This is a genomic window from Arthrobacter sp. CJL-S3, from assembly GCF_056711635.1.
In genome coordinates this window covers 1,963,095-1,978,160 of sequence record NZ_CM160046.1, presented here as the reverse complement: position 1 = coordinate 1,978,160, position 15,066 = coordinate 1,963,095, and the positions used below count along the sequence as shown (strand labels likewise).

Annotated in this window: 16 protein-coding genes; 11 read left to right on the top strand and 5 right to left on the bottom strand. The window is 67.3% G+C overall.

The window, feature by feature from the left end; translation table 11 throughout:
• Positions 1-46 precede the first annotated feature (46 nt).
• Genes AC06G6_RS08905 through AC06G6_RS08895 form a run of 3 tightly spaced genes read left to right on the top strand, consistent with a single transcriptional unit; the run spans position 47 to position 3,324 of the window.
• Positions 47-1,174, top strand: a complete 1,128-nt coding sequence (locus tag AC06G6_RS08905) for an L-talarate/galactarate dehydratase (RefSeq protein WP_479828297.1) — start codon at positions 47-49, stop codon at positions 1,172-1,174.
• Between the two features lie 9 nt (positions 1,175-1,183).
• Positions 1,184-1,897: a FadR/GntR family transcriptional regulator gene (locus AC06G6_RS08900; protein WP_479828293.1), complete on the top strand. Its 714-nt coding sequence runs from the start codon at positions 1,184-1,186 to the stop codon at positions 1,895-1,897.
• Positions 1,898-1,908: 11 nt separating this feature from the next.
• On the top strand, positions 1,909-3,324 hold the full coding sequence (locus AC06G6_RS08895; protein ID WP_479828287.1) for an MFS transporter: 1,416 nt from the start codon (positions 1,909-1,911) through the stop codon (positions 3,322-3,324).
• Here AC06G6_RS08895 and AC06G6_RS08890 read toward each other — a convergent pair.
• Positions 3,311-4,171: an SDR family oxidoreductase gene (locus tag AC06G6_RS08890; RefSeq protein WP_479828284.1), complete on the bottom strand. Its 861-nt coding sequence runs from the start codon at positions 4,169-4,171 to the stop codon at positions 3,311-3,313. The two genes, AC06G6_RS08895 and AC06G6_RS08890, sit on opposite strands and share 14 nt — an antisense overlap.
• Positions 4,172-4,269: 98 nt before the next feature.
• Between AC06G6_RS08890 and AC06G6_RS08885 the strand changes: the two genes are divergently transcribed.
• Positions 4,270-4,707, top strand: coding sequence for a winged helix-turn-helix transcriptional regulator (locus tag AC06G6_RS08885; protein WP_479828278.1), 438 nt, complete (start codon positions 4,270-4,272; stop codon positions 4,705-4,707).
• A complete protein-coding gene (locus AC06G6_RS08880; RefSeq protein WP_479828274.1) occupies positions 4,704-5,618 on the top strand; it encodes an MBL fold metallo-hydrolase in 915 nt (304 codons plus the stop codon). The genes AC06G6_RS08885 and AC06G6_RS08880 overlap by 4 nt, the downstream gene beginning before the upstream one ends.
• Positions 5,619-5,651: 33 nt before the next feature.
• Here the strand turns inward: AC06G6_RS08880 and AC06G6_RS08875 are convergent, their stop codons facing one another.
• On the bottom strand, positions 5,652-6,875 hold the full coding sequence (locus AC06G6_RS08875; protein ID WP_479828271.1) for an alanine racemase: 1,224 nt from the start codon (positions 6,873-6,875) through the stop codon (positions 5,652-5,654).
• 131 nt (positions 6,876-7,006) lie between these two features.
• Here AC06G6_RS08875 and AC06G6_RS08870 point away from each other — a divergent pair, with 131 nt between their 5' ends.
• The 5 genes from AC06G6_RS08870 (at position 7,007) to AC06G6_RS08850 (ending at position 9,822) form a co-directional block, all read left to right on the top strand.
• Entirely contained in the window at positions 7,007-7,642 is a 636-nt protein-coding gene (locus tag AC06G6_RS08870) for a hypothetical protein (protein WP_479828267.1), read from the top strand.
• A complete protein-coding gene (locus AC06G6_RS08865) occupies positions 7,639-8,115 on the top strand; it encodes an NUDIX hydrolase (protein ID WP_479828262.1) in 477 nt (158 codons plus the stop codon). Before AC06G6_RS08870 ends, AC06G6_RS08865 begins: the two co-directional genes overlap by 4 nt.
• 112 nt (positions 8,116-8,227) lie before the next feature.
• Positions 8,228-8,554 (top strand): GYD domain-containing protein, encoded by a 327-nt coding sequence (locus tag AC06G6_RS08860; RefSeq protein ID WP_479828260.1) that lies wholly within the window; start codon positions 8,228-8,230, stop codon positions 8,552-8,554.
• Between the two features lie 34 nt (positions 8,555-8,588).
• The gene (locus tag AC06G6_RS08855) at positions 8,589-9,113 is read left to right on the top strand and encodes a hypothetical protein (RefSeq protein WP_479828259.1); all 525 of its coding nucleotides are present in this window, start codon (positions 8,589-8,591) and stop codon (positions 9,111-9,113) included.
• A 106-nt stretch (positions 9,114-9,219) separates the two neighbouring features.
• On the top strand, positions 9,220-9,822 hold the full coding sequence (locus AC06G6_RS08850) for a nucleoside/nucleotide kinase family protein (RefSeq protein WP_479828604.1): 603 nt from the start codon (positions 9,220-9,222) through the stop codon (positions 9,820-9,822).
• Between the two features lie 61 nt (positions 9,823-9,883).
• Here the strand turns inward: AC06G6_RS08850 and AC06G6_RS08845 are convergent, their stop codons facing one another.
• The 3 genes from AC06G6_RS08845 to AC06G6_RS08835 all read right to left on the bottom strand — a co-directional run bounded on the left by AC06G6_RS08845 (position 9,884) and on the right by AC06G6_RS08835 (position 13,538).
• Positions 9,884-11,071 carry a TerC family protein gene (locus AC06G6_RS08845; RefSeq protein WP_479828257.1) on the bottom strand — a complete coding sequence of 396 codons (1,188 nt, stop codon included), beginning with the start codon at positions 11,069-11,071 and terminating at the stop codon, positions 9,884-9,886.
• A gap of 72 nt (positions 11,072-11,143) precedes the next feature.
• Positions 11,144-12,184, bottom strand: coding sequence for a hemolysin family protein (locus AC06G6_RS08840; protein WP_479828253.1), 1,041 nt, complete (start codon positions 12,182-12,184; stop codon positions 11,144-11,146).
• Positions 12,177-13,538 (bottom strand): hemolysin family protein, encoded by a 1,362-nt coding sequence (locus AC06G6_RS08835; RefSeq protein ID WP_479828251.1) that lies wholly within the window; start codon positions 13,536-13,538, stop codon positions 12,177-12,179. The genes AC06G6_RS08840 and AC06G6_RS08835 overlap by 8 nt, the downstream gene beginning before the upstream one ends.
• Before the next feature lie 352 nt (positions 13,539-13,890).
• Between AC06G6_RS08835 and AC06G6_RS08830 the strand changes: the two genes are divergently transcribed.
• Entirely contained in the window at positions 13,891-14,991 is a 1,101-nt protein-coding gene (locus AC06G6_RS08830; protein WP_479828249.1) for a M20/M25/M40 family metallo-hydrolase, read from the top strand.
• The last annotated feature ends 75 nt before the right edge of the window (positions 14,992-15,066 follow it).

The following is a 15,066-nucleotide window of genomic DNA, read 5'->3' as shown; positions in this document are numbered from 1 at the left end:
GTTGGTGCGGGGCGGTGCAGCCCGGCAATACCTCCAGGGAGAATCCATGACCAGCGTAGACCTGATCCGCCACGTAAAACTTTCCACTGCGCGGCTTCCGCTCGCCGTCCCGATCAGCGACGCGAAAGTCTTCACCGGGCGCCAGAAGCCCATGACCGAAGTTGTCTTCCTCTTCGCCGAAATCACCACCGAGCAGGGCCACAGCGGCATCGGCTTCAGCTACTCCAAACGCGCCGGAGGCCCGGCCCAGTACGCCCACGCCAAGGAGGTCGCCGAAGGCATCATCGGGGAGGACCCGAACGACATCGGCAAGCTCTACACCAAGCTCCTGTGGGCGGGCGCGTCCGTCGGCCGTTCCGGCGTCGCCACGCAGGCACTGGCCGCCATTGACATCGCGCTCTACGACCTGAAGGCCAAGCGCGCGGGACTGCCTCTGGCCAAGTTCCTCGGCTCCTACCGCGACTCCGTGCAGACCTATAACACGTCCGGCGGCTTCCTGAACGCCTCGCTTGACGAGGTCAAGGCCCGCGCCACGGCCCTTCTGGACGAGGGCATCGGCGGCATCAAGATCAAGGTGGGCCTGCCGGACACGGCCGAGGACCTCCGCCGTGTGGCCGGGGTCCGCGAACACATCGGCTGGGACGTGCCGCTGATGGTCGACGCCAACCAGCAGTGGGACCGCGCCACCGCCCTGCGGATGGGCCGCCAGCTGGAGGAATTCAACCTGGTCTGGATCGAGGAGCCCCTCGACGCCTACGACTTCGAAGGCCACGCACACCTCGCCCAAATCCTGGACACTCCCATCGCCACCGGCGAAATGCTGGCGTCCGTCGCCGAACACCAGGGGCTGATCAAAGCCAACGGCTGCGACATCATCCAGCCCGACGCGCCGCGCGTCGGCGGCATCACCCAGTTCCTCCGCCTCGCTGCCCTGGCGGACGAGCGCGGACTGGGCCTGGCCCCGCACTTCGCCATGGAAATCCACCTCCACCTCGCCGCGGCCTACCCGCGCGAACCGTGGGTGGAGCACTTCGACTGGCTGGATCCGCTCTTCAACGAACGCCTCGAAACCAAGAACGGCCGCATGCTGGTCCCGGACCGCCCCGGACTGGGCATCACACTCAGCGACCAGGCGCGGGCCTGGACGACCGAGTCGGTGGAATTCGGCAAGTAACCTAGAACCATGAGCCGGAACCTGACCGCGGACCTCGCCGCCGATCTTCGCATGCGCATAGTCGACGGCGTCATCCAGCCGGGGGACAAGCTTCCCAGCGAAAACACCCTGATCAGCGAATTCGGCGTCAGCCGGACAGTGGTCCGCTCCGCGCTCACCCGCCTGCAGGCCGAAGGGCTCGTCGAAACCGAACGGGGGCGGGGCAGCTTTGCGCTGACCCCTCCCCCGGCCGACGCGCAGCCGGTGCCCGGGATCCGGCCGGTGGTCAGCCTGGAAGACCGCGCCAGGCTGCTCGAGTTCCGCATCGGCGTCGAGTCCGAGGCCGCCGCCCTGGCGGCCCGGAACCGCTCGGAACGGCAGTTGCAGGCGGTCCGGACGGCGCTGGAGCAGTTCACCGCCAGCGGGACCCACCCGGCGCACGCCATGAAATCGGACTACGAGTTCCACCGGGCCATCGCAGCCGCCACCGGCAATCCGTTCTATTCCGACTGCCTGGCGGCGCTGGGGCAGACCATGATCGCCATGCCCCGGACCCGCCTCATGACCGGCGGTGAGCACCACGTGCGGGAGCATTTCGAGCAAGTGGTGCTGGAACACGAGTCCATCTACGCCGCCATCGCCGAGGGCGACGGATCGTCGTCGTCGGCCGCCATGCGCAGCCATCTGGCAAACTCCCGACGCCGGCTCCGCACGCCCGCTGCCGGGCGCCGGGCCGACAGCTAGGAACTGTCCGGATGCAGTCTGCGGACACCGCTGTCACGGATCTGGCCACCGCCACGAAGAAGTTCTTCCGGCGCGTGCTGCCCATCATGCTGGTCATGCTCGTGTGCAACCAGCTCAACCGGTCCAACATCGGCTACGCCCAGGCCCAGCTGGAAGCAGACGCGGGCATCGGTGCTGCGGCCTACGGTCTTGGCGCCGGACTGTTTTTCATCGCCTACGCAATCTTTGAACTGCCCAGCAACGTCATGATGGAGAAGTTCGGGGCGAAGATCTGGCTCTCCCGGATCATGGTCAGCTGGGGCATCGTCTCCTTCCTGATGGCGTTCGTGCAGAACGAGACCTGGTTCTTCGTCCTGCGGTTCCTGCTGGGCGCCGCCGAGGCCGGATTCTTCCCAGCGGTCATCTTCTACTTTGCCCGCTGGGTGCCGGCGGGCCAGCGCGGCAAGGCCACGGCGATCTTCATCGCCGGATCCTCAGTCGCCGCCGCCATCTCAGGGCCCGTCGCAGGAATGCTGCTCAGCCTGCACGACGTTCTGGGCCTGCGCGGCTGGCAGTGGCTGTTCGGCTTCGAGGGCCTGCTCTCCGTGGTGGTCGGGATCGCCGTGTATTTCGTGCTGGACGCCACGGTTCAGGACGCCAAGTGGCTGAGCCGCGGTGAAAAATCCGCCCTGGGCGCTGCCATCGCGGAAGAGGACGCCCGGCACTCCGGCGCCGGGGAAGGGCGTGCCAGCCGCTGGAAGATGCTGCTGGACCCGCAGATCCTGCTGCTGTGCGGCATCTATTTCGCCATCCAGCTCTCCGTCTACGCCAACACCTTCTGGCTCCCCAGCATCATCAGGCGGATCCCGGGAACCACGGATCTCAGTGTCGGCTTCCTGTCCTCCATTCCCTGGGTGTGCGCCATCGTTGCCATGTACTTCGCGGCCCGGTGGCAGGACAAAGCAACCTCCAAGCGCCCGCTGCTGGCTGTTGCGCTGCTGGTGGCCGCCGCCGGGACCCTCGCGGCCGCGGTCGCGTCCCCAGTCCTGGCGCTGGTTTTCCTGTCCGTCGCCGCGATGGGCTTCAAGAGCGCATCGCCCCTGTTCTGGACCATTCCCCAGTCCGGCCTCCATCCGCTGGTCCTCGCTCCCGCGATCGCCGTCATCAACTCGCTGGGAAACCTGGGCGGTTTCGTGGCGCCCTTCGGGTTCGGGATCATCAAGGAACAGACGGGAAGCGTGACGCCGGGGCTCTTCGCTCTCGCCGCAGCCTCCACGGCCGCCGCCGGCCTGGTCTATTTCCTCAGGGAACGCCGAACCCGCACCGGACCCCGGGACGGGGCCGGGGTCCGGGACGGGGCCGTCCGGGAGGTGGCCGGCGTCCGCTACGGGGCCGGGGTCCGGGACCGGGCCGGGCGGATTTCCCGGCAAGCCATCAACGCGCCGTAGCCGCCCTTACTGCCTCGCGCAGGGAAGTTGTGGGCCGGCCGATGAGCCTGCTGAGGTCACCGCTGGTGACGAGCAGTTCACCGTGCGCGATGCCCCGGTCGCTGTCGGCAAGGATGGCCGCGTAGCCGGCGGGCAGTCCGGCGCCCACCAGCAGCTCCGCGTATTCCTTCACGGGCAGGTCCCGGTAGGTCACCGGCTGCCCGGCGGCGGCACTGACTTCCTCCGCCAGCTCGCTGAGGGTAAAGGGCACGTCGCCGCCGAGCTCGTAAACCTTCCCGGCCTGGTCATCGCGGACGAGCACCGCCGCGGCGGCGCGGGCATAATCGGCGCGGGTGGCCGCGCTGACCCGGCCGTCCCCGGCGCTGCCGGCCACGGCGCCGTGCTGGAGGTAGCTGCCCAGCTGGTCCGTGTAGTTCTCCAGATACCAGCCGTTGCGGAGCAGGGTGAACGGCAGACCGGACGCCGACAGGGCCTCTTCCGTGGCCTGGTGTTCCGCCGCCAGCTGCATGTCCGTGCGGTCGGCGTTCGCGATGCTGGTGTAGGCGATCAGCCCGACGCCGGCGTCCTTGGCGGCCTCGATGGCGTTCCGATGCTGCTCAAGACGCTGGCCGACGTCACTGCCGGAGATCAACAGCACCTTGCCGGCACCGGCAAAGGCCCGCCGCAGGGAGGCCGGGTCCTGGTAATCGATCTGCCGGACCTGGACGCCACGGCCGGCGAGGTCTGCGACCTTGGCCAGATCCCGTCCGGCGGCCACAAGCTGCCCCGCGGGCACGCCGCTGTCAAGGAGGGCTTCAACAACAAGGCGCCCGAGCTGTCCGGTGGCGCCGGTGATAACGATGGTCATGATGGTCCTTTCACGGGGATGGCTGACATGCATGCCAACTGCACCGCGACCGCGTTACTTCCCGAAAGAGAGTACGCACTTTGAAGTAAGGTACTGCTATGAAAGTAAGTACAGAGGCGGTCCTGCCTCCCCTGCAGGGCGCAGATGGGATCTTCCCCGCCGGTTGTCCCAGCCGCACGGTCCTCGATCACGTCTCCAGCAAATGGGGCGTGCTGATCCTGGTCGCGCTGTGGAACGGCCCGCAGCGCTGGAGCGAACTTCGACGCCGCGCCGAAGGCATCAGCGAGAAGATGCTCGCCCAAACCCTTAAAACCCTGGAAGGGGACGGCTTCCTCCATCGCGAGGCCCAGCCGGTCATCCCGCCCAGGGTCGATTACAGCCTCAGCGAACGTGGCCGGGAGCTTGTTGCCGTGCTGCTTCCGCTGGTGACCTGGATTGCGGCGCACGCCGACGAAATCGTCAACTCCCCCGGCGCCGCCGGGTCCGGGGAAACCACGTCAGCCACGGACGCCGCGAACGGACAACCAGCGCCGTGACGGAACTCGATCTTGACGTGCGCTGGTACGCGGGGACGAGGTCCGGCCGGCGCGGCGCGGCCCCGCCGATCCAGGTGCACCCGGCCGCGCCCGACACGGTCATCCTCCGGCAGAGCATCGCGACGAATTTCGAGGCACCCTTCCTCTACCTGCTGTTCGGTGCGGACCGTGCCTTCCTTCTTGATACGGGCGCGACGGCGGACGCCACCGGTTTTCCGCTCCGGGCGACAGTGGACACCCTCATCGACGGCTGGCTGCGCGCACACCCCAGGGACGGTTATGAACTCATCGTCGCCCACTCGCACGCCCACGGGGACCACGTCGCCGGGGACGGCCAGTTCGCAGACCGGCCCCGCACCAGCGTCGTGGGACATTCCGCCGCGGATGTTGCCTCGTTCTTCGGGATCCCCAACTGGCCCCGCGGCAGGGCCCGCGTTGACCTCGGCGGCCGGGTGCTTGACGTGATACCGACGCCGGGTCACCATCCCTCCGCCGTTGCCATATATGACGAAGCCACGGGCATGCTCCTCACCGGCGACACGGTCTATCCCGGCCGGCTCTATGTGCAGGATTTTCCGGCCTTCCAGGATTCGCTGCGCGCCCTCTGCGACTTCAGCGCGGCACATCCGGTCAGCGTGGTTCTTGGCGCCCACATCGAAATGTCGGCCCGTCCGTTCCGGGACTTTCCGCTCGGCTCGACCTGGCACCCCGATGAATCTCCTCTACCCCTGACGGTTGGGGACCTGCACGCGATCCGGGACGCGGCCGCTCGGATCGCCGGCCGGCTCGGGGCGCACCGCTACGCGAACTTCATCATCTGGAACGGGCCCTGCCGGCTGGAGTCCGCTTCCCAGTCCGTCCGGCTCCTGCTGTTCCGGGCTGTCGGCCTCCTCCGCGCACCGGGCAGGTAGCGCCGCCCCAAGGTCACTGGAAACGGCGGCAGATCACGGCAGCCGGCCCGCCGCCAGGGAGGACCGGTGGAAGTCCGTGCTCCACACCCCGGTGGCATGCCCGTCGCCGTCGGTAACGACGTATTCGGGCCAGCGGTCAAAGGCGGAGCAGGGGTGGGATATCCCGAAGTCGACCACATCGGTGACATCCAGTCCGCTCACCCCGGTAAGGACTGCGTGGTGGTCAAACAGGTTCCGCACCACGGCGGCTGCCCCGTCCCTGGGGGCGCCGTCCGCGGTGTGGGCCGACAGGAAAACCGGCAGCCCGGCGTCGTAGGGAAGGTCCCGTTTGCCGGCCCCGACGACGGCCATCCCCGCCTCGGGCGTGGACAGGACCACGGCCCGGACCGAAAGCGCGGGACTCAGGCCCGGCACCGGGCTGACGCTGGCGTAGGTGCCGTGATCGTGGGTGACATAGCAGCCGGACCGGAGGATTGTCCGGGTACCGGGCACCAGGCCGTCGTCCGGCAGGTACGCCACGACGCGGTCCGGGAAGGCGGACCCGCCCATGGAGTAGATGGGGGCGGCGGTCTCGAAGTACTGCGCGGTGCCCAGAAACACCTCCCGCACCAGCCTGCAGTGCCGGTCCACGGCGTCGATCGTGGCCTCCGACCGGCTGTTGGGCACGACCCCTTCGTAGCCGGCAACACCGACGAGCCGGAGGCCGGACGTTCCGTGGACCAGCCCGGCCAGGCGAAGTGCCTCGTCGAGGCTCCGGGTTCCCGTGCGGCCGGCCGGTGTCCCGACGTCGATCAGCACCTCAAGGCTGACGGCGGACCCGGCGAACACCCGGGCTGCCGCCTCGATACCTGCGGCAGAATCCACGAAGCATCGGATTTCCCGCCCGGAGTCTTCCTCCAGCCAGGAGCGCAGGCGCATCAGGCCGTGCCGGTCGACGACCTCGTTGGCCACCAGAACGTGCCGGTGTCCCCAGCCCAGCGCCGAGGCGGCCTGGTCGGGGGTGGCGACCGTGACGCCGACGGCGCCGGCAGCCAGCTGACGGGCGATGATCGGCGCGGACATCGTTGTCTTGACGTGGGGGGCGAGCTCCACGCCCCGCTGCCCGCACCAGGAGGCCATCACGCGGATGTTGTTTTCGAGGGCAGCGATATTGAGCCGCATTTGTGGATGCGCCGGGGCGGCCGGCATCCCCGCCGCGGCCATTCCCGCCACGGCAGTGTCGTCGGGTCCGGTCTGGGGCTGGATGGGGCTGCTCACGGGGCTATTGTGCCACGGTGCCTGCCACGGCGCCTTCCACATTCGACCTGCCACATTCGACCTGCCAGGTTGGCCGGCCGGGAGGATAATGACAGCGAGAGCCAGCAGCCACTGCGGACGGGAGGGGCCGAATGCAAACGCCGCCGCGCATCACGGTGGAAGTCCCGGTGCTCACCATCGGCTCCGGACCGTCCGACTACGAGGGACTGGGCGGCCAGGTCGACGCGCTGCGCAGGCAGCAGGGACTGCACCTGACCCTGCTGCACCTCGGCATCCTGGCGGACTTCGCCCGGGACGTCGCGGAGTGGACCAGGGGCATCACCACCGCCGAGGACGCCGTCGCCGCGGCGGTCTCCTGGCTGGAGGGGCTGCCTGTGCTGGGAGGCTTCTCCGGTACGTCCGAGCGCCTGGTCCTGCTGGGCGGCGGGCGCGTGAGCGGGCTGGAAGTGGAAGTGCCCCCGCATGTGCGGGACTACCAGGTCTCCCTTGTGACGGCGCTGCATGAACTGTTGGAAGAGCTGCTGGTGGACAACGTCGATGACTTTATCCTCGGCTCACGCGCCCTCGGTTTCAGGTACCCCCGCTGGACGCCGCACATCGCCGTCGGCCGCCCCAAGTCGAGGGGCCGCGGGCCGTGGCCCATCAGCCCGCTGGCCATCGAGTTCGGCGAATCACGGATCCGGAACCGCCAGTTCCTCCCGGCCGGGGGCGCGGGTGCGGGGCGCGACGGGGACCCCGGGCCGCTCCGGGCAGGAGCCGGTCAATGACGGTCCGGAGCGCGGGCATTCTGCTGTACCGCCGCGTTGGCGGCGGCGACCTTGAGGTGTGGATAGCGCACATGGGCGGACCGTTCTGGGCGCGCAAGGACGCCCGCGCCTGGTCGATTCCCAAGGGCGAATACCTTCCCGGCGAGGACCCGCTGGCCGCCGCGGAACGCGAGTTCGCCGAAGAAATGGGGACTCCTGCACCCTCCGCCGACTACCACGACCTCGGCGCCTTCCGGCAGCCCTCGGGAAAGGTCATCACGGTCTTCACGGCCGAGTCCGATTTCGCTCCCGAAAGGATCGTGAGCAACACCTTTGCCCTGGAATGGCCGAAGGGATCCGGCATGGTCCGCAACTACCCCGAAGTCGACGACGCCAGGTGGATCGGAGTGGAGGCGGCCCGCGCCAAGCTGGTCAGCGGCCAACTGCCGATCCTTGACGCGCTGGTCCAACATCTGGAGAGCCGCGGCACCTGATCCGCCCGTCCCCCGGCCACCTCCCTGACGGCCGTGGGCCATTGCTGGCCCGGCAGAGGACTGCCATCCTTGGGTAATCCGCACTCCCGGAAGCGAACGAAAGGGAAAGACGATGCCGCTCTATCTGTCGAAGTTCAGCTATACCCCCGAGACCTGGGCCAGGATGATCCGGAACCCGGAAGACCGCGGCAAAGCCGCCGAGGCCTACATCGAATCGGTCGGGGGAAAGCTCCACGGCTTGTGGTACGCCTTCGGCAGCCACGACGGCTACAACCTGTGGGAGGCCCCGGACAACGTGTCCATGGCGGCGGTGGCGCTGGCCATCACGGGAGGCGGAGCACTGAGCTCGCTGGAAACAACGGTCCTGCTGACCGTCGACGAAACGCTGGACGCCCTGCGGATGGCCGCGGAGGTCGGGTACCGGGCTCCCGGCACCTGACGATCCCGTCCCACGCACAGAGAGGACTCCCCCGATGAGTGCAATCGAACCGACCGGGCGGCGTGAGCTGTCTGCCGTCCACCGCGCGGCGAGCCTCAAGGAACGCGTCTACATCAGCTTCACCAGCCTGGCTGTGGTGCTGGCCCTGCGGAGCCACGCAGACGAGACGACGCCCGCTGCGGCGGCCGTAACGCTGAGCATCGTGGTCATCGGTTCCCTGCTGGGGATCCTCGTCGCCGACTTGCTGAGCCACCTCACGGTCCATGCGCAGCTCCCCAGCGGCCAGGAACTGCAGCACATGATCGCCGTCAGCACCGAGTCCCTCAGCGTCCTGGTGACTCCGCTGCTGCTCCTCACGGCGGCCGGCTTCGGACTCTGGTCGACTGCCGTGGCACTGCAGTGGGCAACCGTCGTTCTCGTGGTGACACTCCTCGTCGTCGGCTACCTCGCGATCCGGCGGCTCGATCTGCCGTTCCGCCACAAAGCTCTGATCATGTTCGCCGAAGTAGTGTTGAGCCTGGTGGTCATCGGGCTCGAACTGCTGGCGCACAATCTCTGACCGCGGCGCCGCGGACGGCCCCGGCCCGGGGATCAAGCCCGCGCTTCCATTCGTTGGGTGGGTAGCGGCCAACACCCACCCCACCAAAGGAGACTGCTTGCTGATCGTGCTCACCGGAATAGACGGTTCAGGAAAAACGACGGCGGCACGCGGCCTGGTTGATGCCGCCCGCAAGGCGGGGAACGGCGCCCTGTTTCTCGGCAACTATGCCGGTCGCCGGCAGATGGCCCTCATTGGCGCCAGGCTCGGGGTGCACCTGCCCCCGCGGCTGGCGGACGTTATTGAAACGGCAGTCCGGGCGTTCAACCTTCTGAATTCGCACCGCCGCGCCAGGCGATTTCACGGCCTGGTGGTCATGGATCGGGACCTGCATTGCCAGCTCGCGCTGCGCCGGATGCATGGACTGCCCCGGGGCCGCGTGCTGCCGTTCCTGATCCGCGCGCTCCCCCGGCCCGATCTGCTCATTTACCTCGACATTGACCCGCGCGTGGCGCATGCACGGATCCTGGCGCGGGGCACGGACTCCGAGCGGCTCGAAGACCTTGAATCCTTAAGCGAGGCCTACCGATCCCTCCCGGAATTCCCCGGCTTTACGAGCATCCCCGCCGAGGGGCAGCCGGCTGAGGTGCTGGCCCGGCTGCAGGCCGCCATCACCCAGGCCTGCGGAGGGCCGGCCGGGGAGCACTCCCCGGCCGGCCCCGCCGCCTGATTTCGCACGGGACGGAGCACGGGCCAGGGAGCCGGGCCGGAGACCCTGCCGGGCCCGGCACCTAACGTGCGAGGTATTCCTCGTGCTGCCGGTGCGCTTCCGCGACCAGCGCCCGGATCTTGTCAATGTCCTTGGCCTTGTTCCGGTACTTCGGATCCATGGCCAGAATCTGGGACTCTTCATCGGTCAGCATCCGGTAAATACGCTCACGTTCCGCCGAGTCAGCGGTGTATTCCAGGTCAAGGTAATTGACGGCGTGCCGGCGCGCATTGTTGATGGAGGTCTGTGCCTTGCCGGCCTTGCTCAGCAGCGACGCCACCACGGTCAGGACCAGCACCCCAACAATGACGGTCAGGGACGTGGCCGTGGTGATCTCGATGACGGGAACCGGCTGGCCGCCGTTGATGAACGGCAGGTTGTTCTCATGCAGGGCGTGGAGCACGAGCTTGACGCCGATGAAGGCAAGGATGACCGCCAGGCCGTACGCGAGGTAGATGAGGCGGTCCAGGAGCCCGTCGATCAGGAAGTACAGCTGGCGCAGGCCCATCAGGGAAAACGCCGTGGCGGTGAAGACGATGTAGACGTTCTGGGTCAGGCCGAAGATCGCCGGGATTGAGTCCAGGGCAAACAGGATGTCGGTTCCCCCGATGGCCACCATGACCAGCAGCATCGGCGTCAGCGCCCTCTTGCCATTCTGGATCGTGAAGAGCTTGTCCCCGTCGTAGTGTTCCGTGGTGTGGAAGTACTTCCTGGCGATGCGGATCATGAAGTTATCGGCCTGGTCCTCGCCGTGGGCGTCCGGCCGGAGCAGGTTGCCAGCGGTGATCAGCAGAATCAGTCCGAAGATGTAGAACACCCACGCGAAGGAATTGATCAGCGCGGCGCCCAGCAGGATGAACCCGGTGCGGGCGATCAGCGAGAAGATGATGCCGAAGAGCAGCACCTTCTGCTGGTCTTCGCGGGGGACCCGGAAACTTGCGATGATGATCAGGAAGACAAAGAGGTTGTCCACCGAGAGTGCCTTCTCGGTGATGTAGCCGGCGAAGTACTCCGACCCCATCTCGGTGCCGCCGAAGATCCACACCAGGACACCGAAGGCGACAGCCAGGCCCACGTAGAGCGCCGACCACGCGGCGGCCTCCTTGAGCGTGGGTACATGGGCCTTGCGGATGTGGACGAAGTAGTCGAAAGCCAGCAAGGCCAGGATCACGGCAATGGTGACGGCCCAGATAAGGGGAGAAACGGTCATGTTGCTCAACTTCCGTGAAGGATCCGGCCTCCGCGGCCGGTTCGGTCCGGTACTTCAGGTGGTCTGGGGATTTTAAGCGCTGGTGGCATCTTGCACCTCGCCGACCAGTTCCTCAATGATGTCCTCGAGGAATAGCACGCCCGTTGTTGTGCCATGGGCGTCAAATACCCTGGCCACGTGGGCTCCCGTGCGGCGCATCACGGCCAGGGCGTCCTCGAGTTCGCTGCCGCTGAAGGCCGAGGCCAGCTTCCGGATCCGTTTGGCGGGTACCGCCTCGCTGAACGCGGCCGGCGTCGTGAGGTCCATAACGTCCTTGAGGTGCAGGTAGCCGGTGGGGGCGCCGTCGTCGTCCGTGAGGATGTAACGGGAGTAGCCGTGCACCGCGACCGCCCGCTGGATGTCAGCCGGGGTGGCCGTCGAGGGCAGCAGCACCATCGAGTCGATCGGCACTTCCACGTCGGCGACCGTCTTGGCCGTGAACTCGAAGGCCGCGGTCAGGGTCCCGCTGGTATCCGTCAGCACCCCGTCCCGGGTGGACTGCTCCACGATGTTGGCAACCTCGTCCAGGGTGTAGGCGCTGGTGGCCTCGTCCTTCGGCTCGACTTTGAAGAGCCGCAGGATCGAGTTGGCGATGCCGTTCAGGGTCCAGATCACCGGTTTGAAAACACGGGCCACGAGCACCAGCGGCGGGGCCAGGAGCAGCGCCGCCCGCGTCGGAACGGAGAAGGAGATGTTCTTCGGCACCATCTCGCCGAACACCACGTGCAGGAAGGTCACCAGCAGCAGGGCGACGACGAACGCAACGATGCCGATCGTCTCGGCCGAGAGGGAGGTCAGGCCCAGGGGAATCTCCAGCAGGTGGTGGATCGCCGGTTCCGAGACGTTCAGGATGACCAGGGAACACACCGTGATGCCCAGCTGGCTGGTCGCCAGCATCAGCGTGGCGTGCTCCATCGCCCAGAGGGTGGTCTTGGCGGCCTTGCTGCCGGCCTCGGCCTTCGGCTCGATCTGCGAACGCCGGGCGGAGATGACGGCAAATTCAGCACCGACAAAGAAGGCGTTAACAACCAGCAGGACGACGAGCCAGATGATGCCTGGCAGATATTCACTCATGGGTCAGCTCCTGCGTGAGATTGTCGATGATCCGGTCATGGGCGCTCTGCGGGGGTTCCGTGGATTCGTCCGGGGTAAACCGGAGCCGCTCGACGTGCGTCCCCACCACGCGTTCCACGCGGAGCGTTCCGCCGTGGATGGCTACCTCGTCGCCGAGCTCGGGGATCCGGTCCAGCCGGTCAGTGACGAACCCGGCCATCGTGTCGTACTCCTCGCCGTCCGGGACGGTGATGCCCGTCCGGTCCAGGAGCTCATCCGGCCGGAGGGACGCATCAAAGGTCAGCGACCGGCCCGTGCGCACGACGCCGGTGCGGGCACGGTCGTGTTCGTCTTCGAGTTCCCCGACGATTTCCTCGACCAGGTCCTCGAGCGTGACGATGCCGGCGGTGCCGCCGTGCTCGTCCGAGACTATCGCCACCTGCAGGCCCTGCCGGCGCAGGAGACCCAGGAGGGTGTCGACGCCCATGGACTCAGGCACCCGCAGCGGCTCGATCATCAGGTCGGACGCCGAGACGCCCGACCGGCCGTCGAGGGCCACCGCGAAGGCCTGTTTGACGTGCAGCACACCGATGACGTCGTCCCGGTCCCGGCCGATCACCGGGAAGCGCGAGTAACCGGTGGCGGTCGCCAGGCTGACGATCCGTTCGGCCGTGTCCTCGGCTCCGATCGTCGCCATCCGCACGCGGGGGGTCATCACGTCGGCGGCGCTGTGGTCCGAGAACCGCAGCGTCCGGTGCAGCAGGGCAGCGTGGTCCTGGTCGAGGACGCCTTCCAGCGCGGAGCGGCGGACCAGGGAGCTCAATTCCTCGGCACTGCGTGCGCCGGAGAGCTCCTCCTTGGGTTCAATGCCGAAGGACCTGATGATGGAATTGGCCGTGTTGTTGAACAGGACAATCACGGGCTTGAAGACCGTGGTGAACAGCGTCTGGAACGGAACCACCACTTTTGCCGTGGCCAGCGGCAGCGCCAGGGCGAAGTTCTTGGGGACGAGTTCGCCAATCACCATGGAGAAGATCGTGGCCAGGAAGATGCCGATGACGGCGCCCACGCCCGGGACAACGGCCTCGGGGACACCGGCGCTCGTCAACGGTCCGCTCAGCAGTTTGCTGATGGCCGGCTCGAACGTGTACCCGGTCAGCAGGGTGGTCAACGTGATGCCGAGCTGCGCGCCGGAGAGGTGCGTCGACGTGATCTTGAGGGCCTTGATGGTCGGCGCCAGCCGTTTTTCGCCGCGCGCCTGGCGTGCCTCAAGGTCGTTGCGGTCCAGGTTGACCAGGGCGAATTCGGAGGCAACGAACATTCCCGTGCCGACTGTCAGCACGAGCCCGACGCCTATCATGATCCATTCATACATTCGGGCGCCCCTCTCCTGCGGTGGCCGGTAATCCGGTCAGGAAGTTGAGGGGCAAGGGCATATGTGAGGGAGGGTCATCCATAGTGCCTGCCAGTCTATCCGCCTGGCCGTGACGCCGCGGAGCTATCCGCTGCAGGCGAACCGTCGTCCGGCCATCCTGCCGTGCAGCGGCGCCAAGCGATTCGCACAGCATTTTCACAGGCAGGCGCTATTGAAGATACAGCGGATTCCACAAGAATGGTCGCAACTGATAGTGGAATCCGAGGTTCAATGATGACCGCGGCCTACCAACGGTCAGTGGCGAGCGTCCCGAACACCCGAGCTGAAACCGACTAACGACGGGTTTCCAAGCATGTTGAATCTGCGCAAGCACGTACTTCCTTCAGTCCTGGCCGTTCTGCTGCTGTCGGCAACCGCCTGCACGTCCGAGTCCGCGGCCGGCGCGCGGCCAGATTTCCTGCCCGAGGAAGTGACCAGCACCCCTGGCAGCGGCGCGACGTCCGCCGGCCCCGGCGCGGCTGCTCCACGGCTGGGCCCCGCGAGTGCGGTCGACGCGCGAACGGTGCTGGAGGAGTTCAAAGGCAGGGGCCTGGTGGAGCACATGGAGGCGCTGCAGCGTGTCGCTGATGACAATGACGGCAACCGCGCCTCCGGCACCTCGGGCTATGAGGACTCCGCCCGCTACGTCGAGGACCAGCTGCGCGCGGCCGGTTACACCCCGGTCAGGCAGACGTTTACCCACCGGCCCGATGACGAGCGCGTGGAGACGTTCAACATTCTTGCCGACACGGAGGGCAGCGCCGAGAACACCATTGTGGTGGGCGCCCATCTGGATTCAGTGGAAAACGGCCCTGGCATCAACGACAATGCCAGCGGCGTCGCGGCCGTGCTGGAAACCGCGCGATGGATGAAGGAGTCCGGGATCACGCCGGCGAACCGGGTCAGGTTCGCGTTCTGGGGCGCCGAAGAGGATGACCTCGACGGTTCGCGGCATTACGTGGACGAGCTGAGTGCGGCCGACGTCCGCCGGACGGCGCTGTACCTGAATGTGGACATGGCAGCCTCGCCGAACGGCGTAAGGTCCATCCACGACGGCGACGGTTCGGATTTCGAGGAGGCCGGGCCGAAAGGCTCCCGGGAGTTGGAGGACGTCCTGTTCCGGTTCTTCGAGGCCAATTCGCTGCCGGCGGAGACCACACCCTTCGACGGCGGGTCCGATTACGAACCGTTCCTGCGGGCCGGGATTCCCGGCGGCGGGCTGTTCACCGGCGATGTGGAATCCAAGACCAAGGCCCAGGTGCAGGCCTACGGCGGCACGGCCGGCAAGGACCTCGATTCGTGCTACCACAAGGCCTGCGACACCATCAGCAACACCAACGCGGACCTGCTCAAGGAAATGTCGGCGGCCCTGGCCTACGCCACCGCCACCTACGCCATGGCTCCGCGGGGCTGACCTCCGGGTCCGTGGCCAGCGGGGCGGGCGGCGGTGCACGATGACAAAACGCGACGGCTCCGCTGGAGCATTTGC

Bases quoted from the DNA above. Each gene is read 5' to 3' on its own strand.
- AC06G6_RS08885 (WP_479828278.1), top strand. From the start codon at position 4,270: ATGAAAGTAAGTACAGAGGCGGTCCTGCCTCCCCTGCAGGGCGCAGAT.
- AC06G6_RS08845 (WP_479828257.1), bottom strand. From the start codon at position 11,071: ATGACCGTTTCTCCCCTTATCTGGGCCGTCACCATTGCCGTGATCCTG.
- AC06G6_RS08870 (WP_479828267.1), top strand. From the start codon at position 7,007: ATGCAAACGCCGCCGCGCATCACGGTGGAAGTCCCGGTGCTCACCATC.
- AC06G6_RS08840 (WP_479828253.1), bottom strand. From the start codon at position 12,184: ATGAGTGAATATCTGCCAGGCATCATCTGGCTCGTCGTCCTGCTGGTT.
- AC06G6_RS08900 (WP_479828293.1), top strand. From the start codon at position 1,184: ATGAGCCGGAACCTGACCGCGGACCTCGCCGCCGATCTTCGCATGCGC.
- AC06G6_RS08860 (WP_479828260.1), top strand. From the start codon at position 8,228: ATGCCGCTCTATCTGTCGAAGTTCAGCTATACCCCCGAGACCTGGGCC.
- AC06G6_RS08855 (WP_479828259.1), top strand. From the start codon at position 8,589: ATGAGTGCAATCGAACCGACCGGGCGGCGTGAGCTGTCTGCCGTCCAC.
- AC06G6_RS08890 (WP_479828284.1), bottom strand. From the start codon at position 4,171: ATGACCATCGTTATCACCGGCGCCACCGGACAGCTCGGGCGCCTTGTT.
- AC06G6_RS08830 (WP_479828249.1), top strand. From the start codon at position 13,891: ATGTTGAATCTGCGCAAGCACGTACTTCCTTCAGTCCTGGCCGTTCTG.
- AC06G6_RS08905 (WP_479828297.1), top strand. From the start codon at position 47: ATGACCAGCGTAGACCTGATCCGCCACGTAAAACTTTCCACTGCGCGG.
- AC06G6_RS08865 (WP_479828262.1), top strand. From the start codon at position 7,639: ATGACGGTCCGGAGCGCGGGCATTCTGCTGTACCGCCGCGTTGGCGGC.
- AC06G6_RS08895 (WP_479828287.1), top strand. From the start codon at position 1,909: ATGCAGTCTGCGGACACCGCTGTCACGGATCTGGCCACCGCCACGAAG.
- AC06G6_RS08835 (WP_479828251.1), bottom strand. From the start codon at position 13,538: ATGTATGAATGGATCATGATAGGCGTCGGGCTCGTGCTGACAGTCGGC.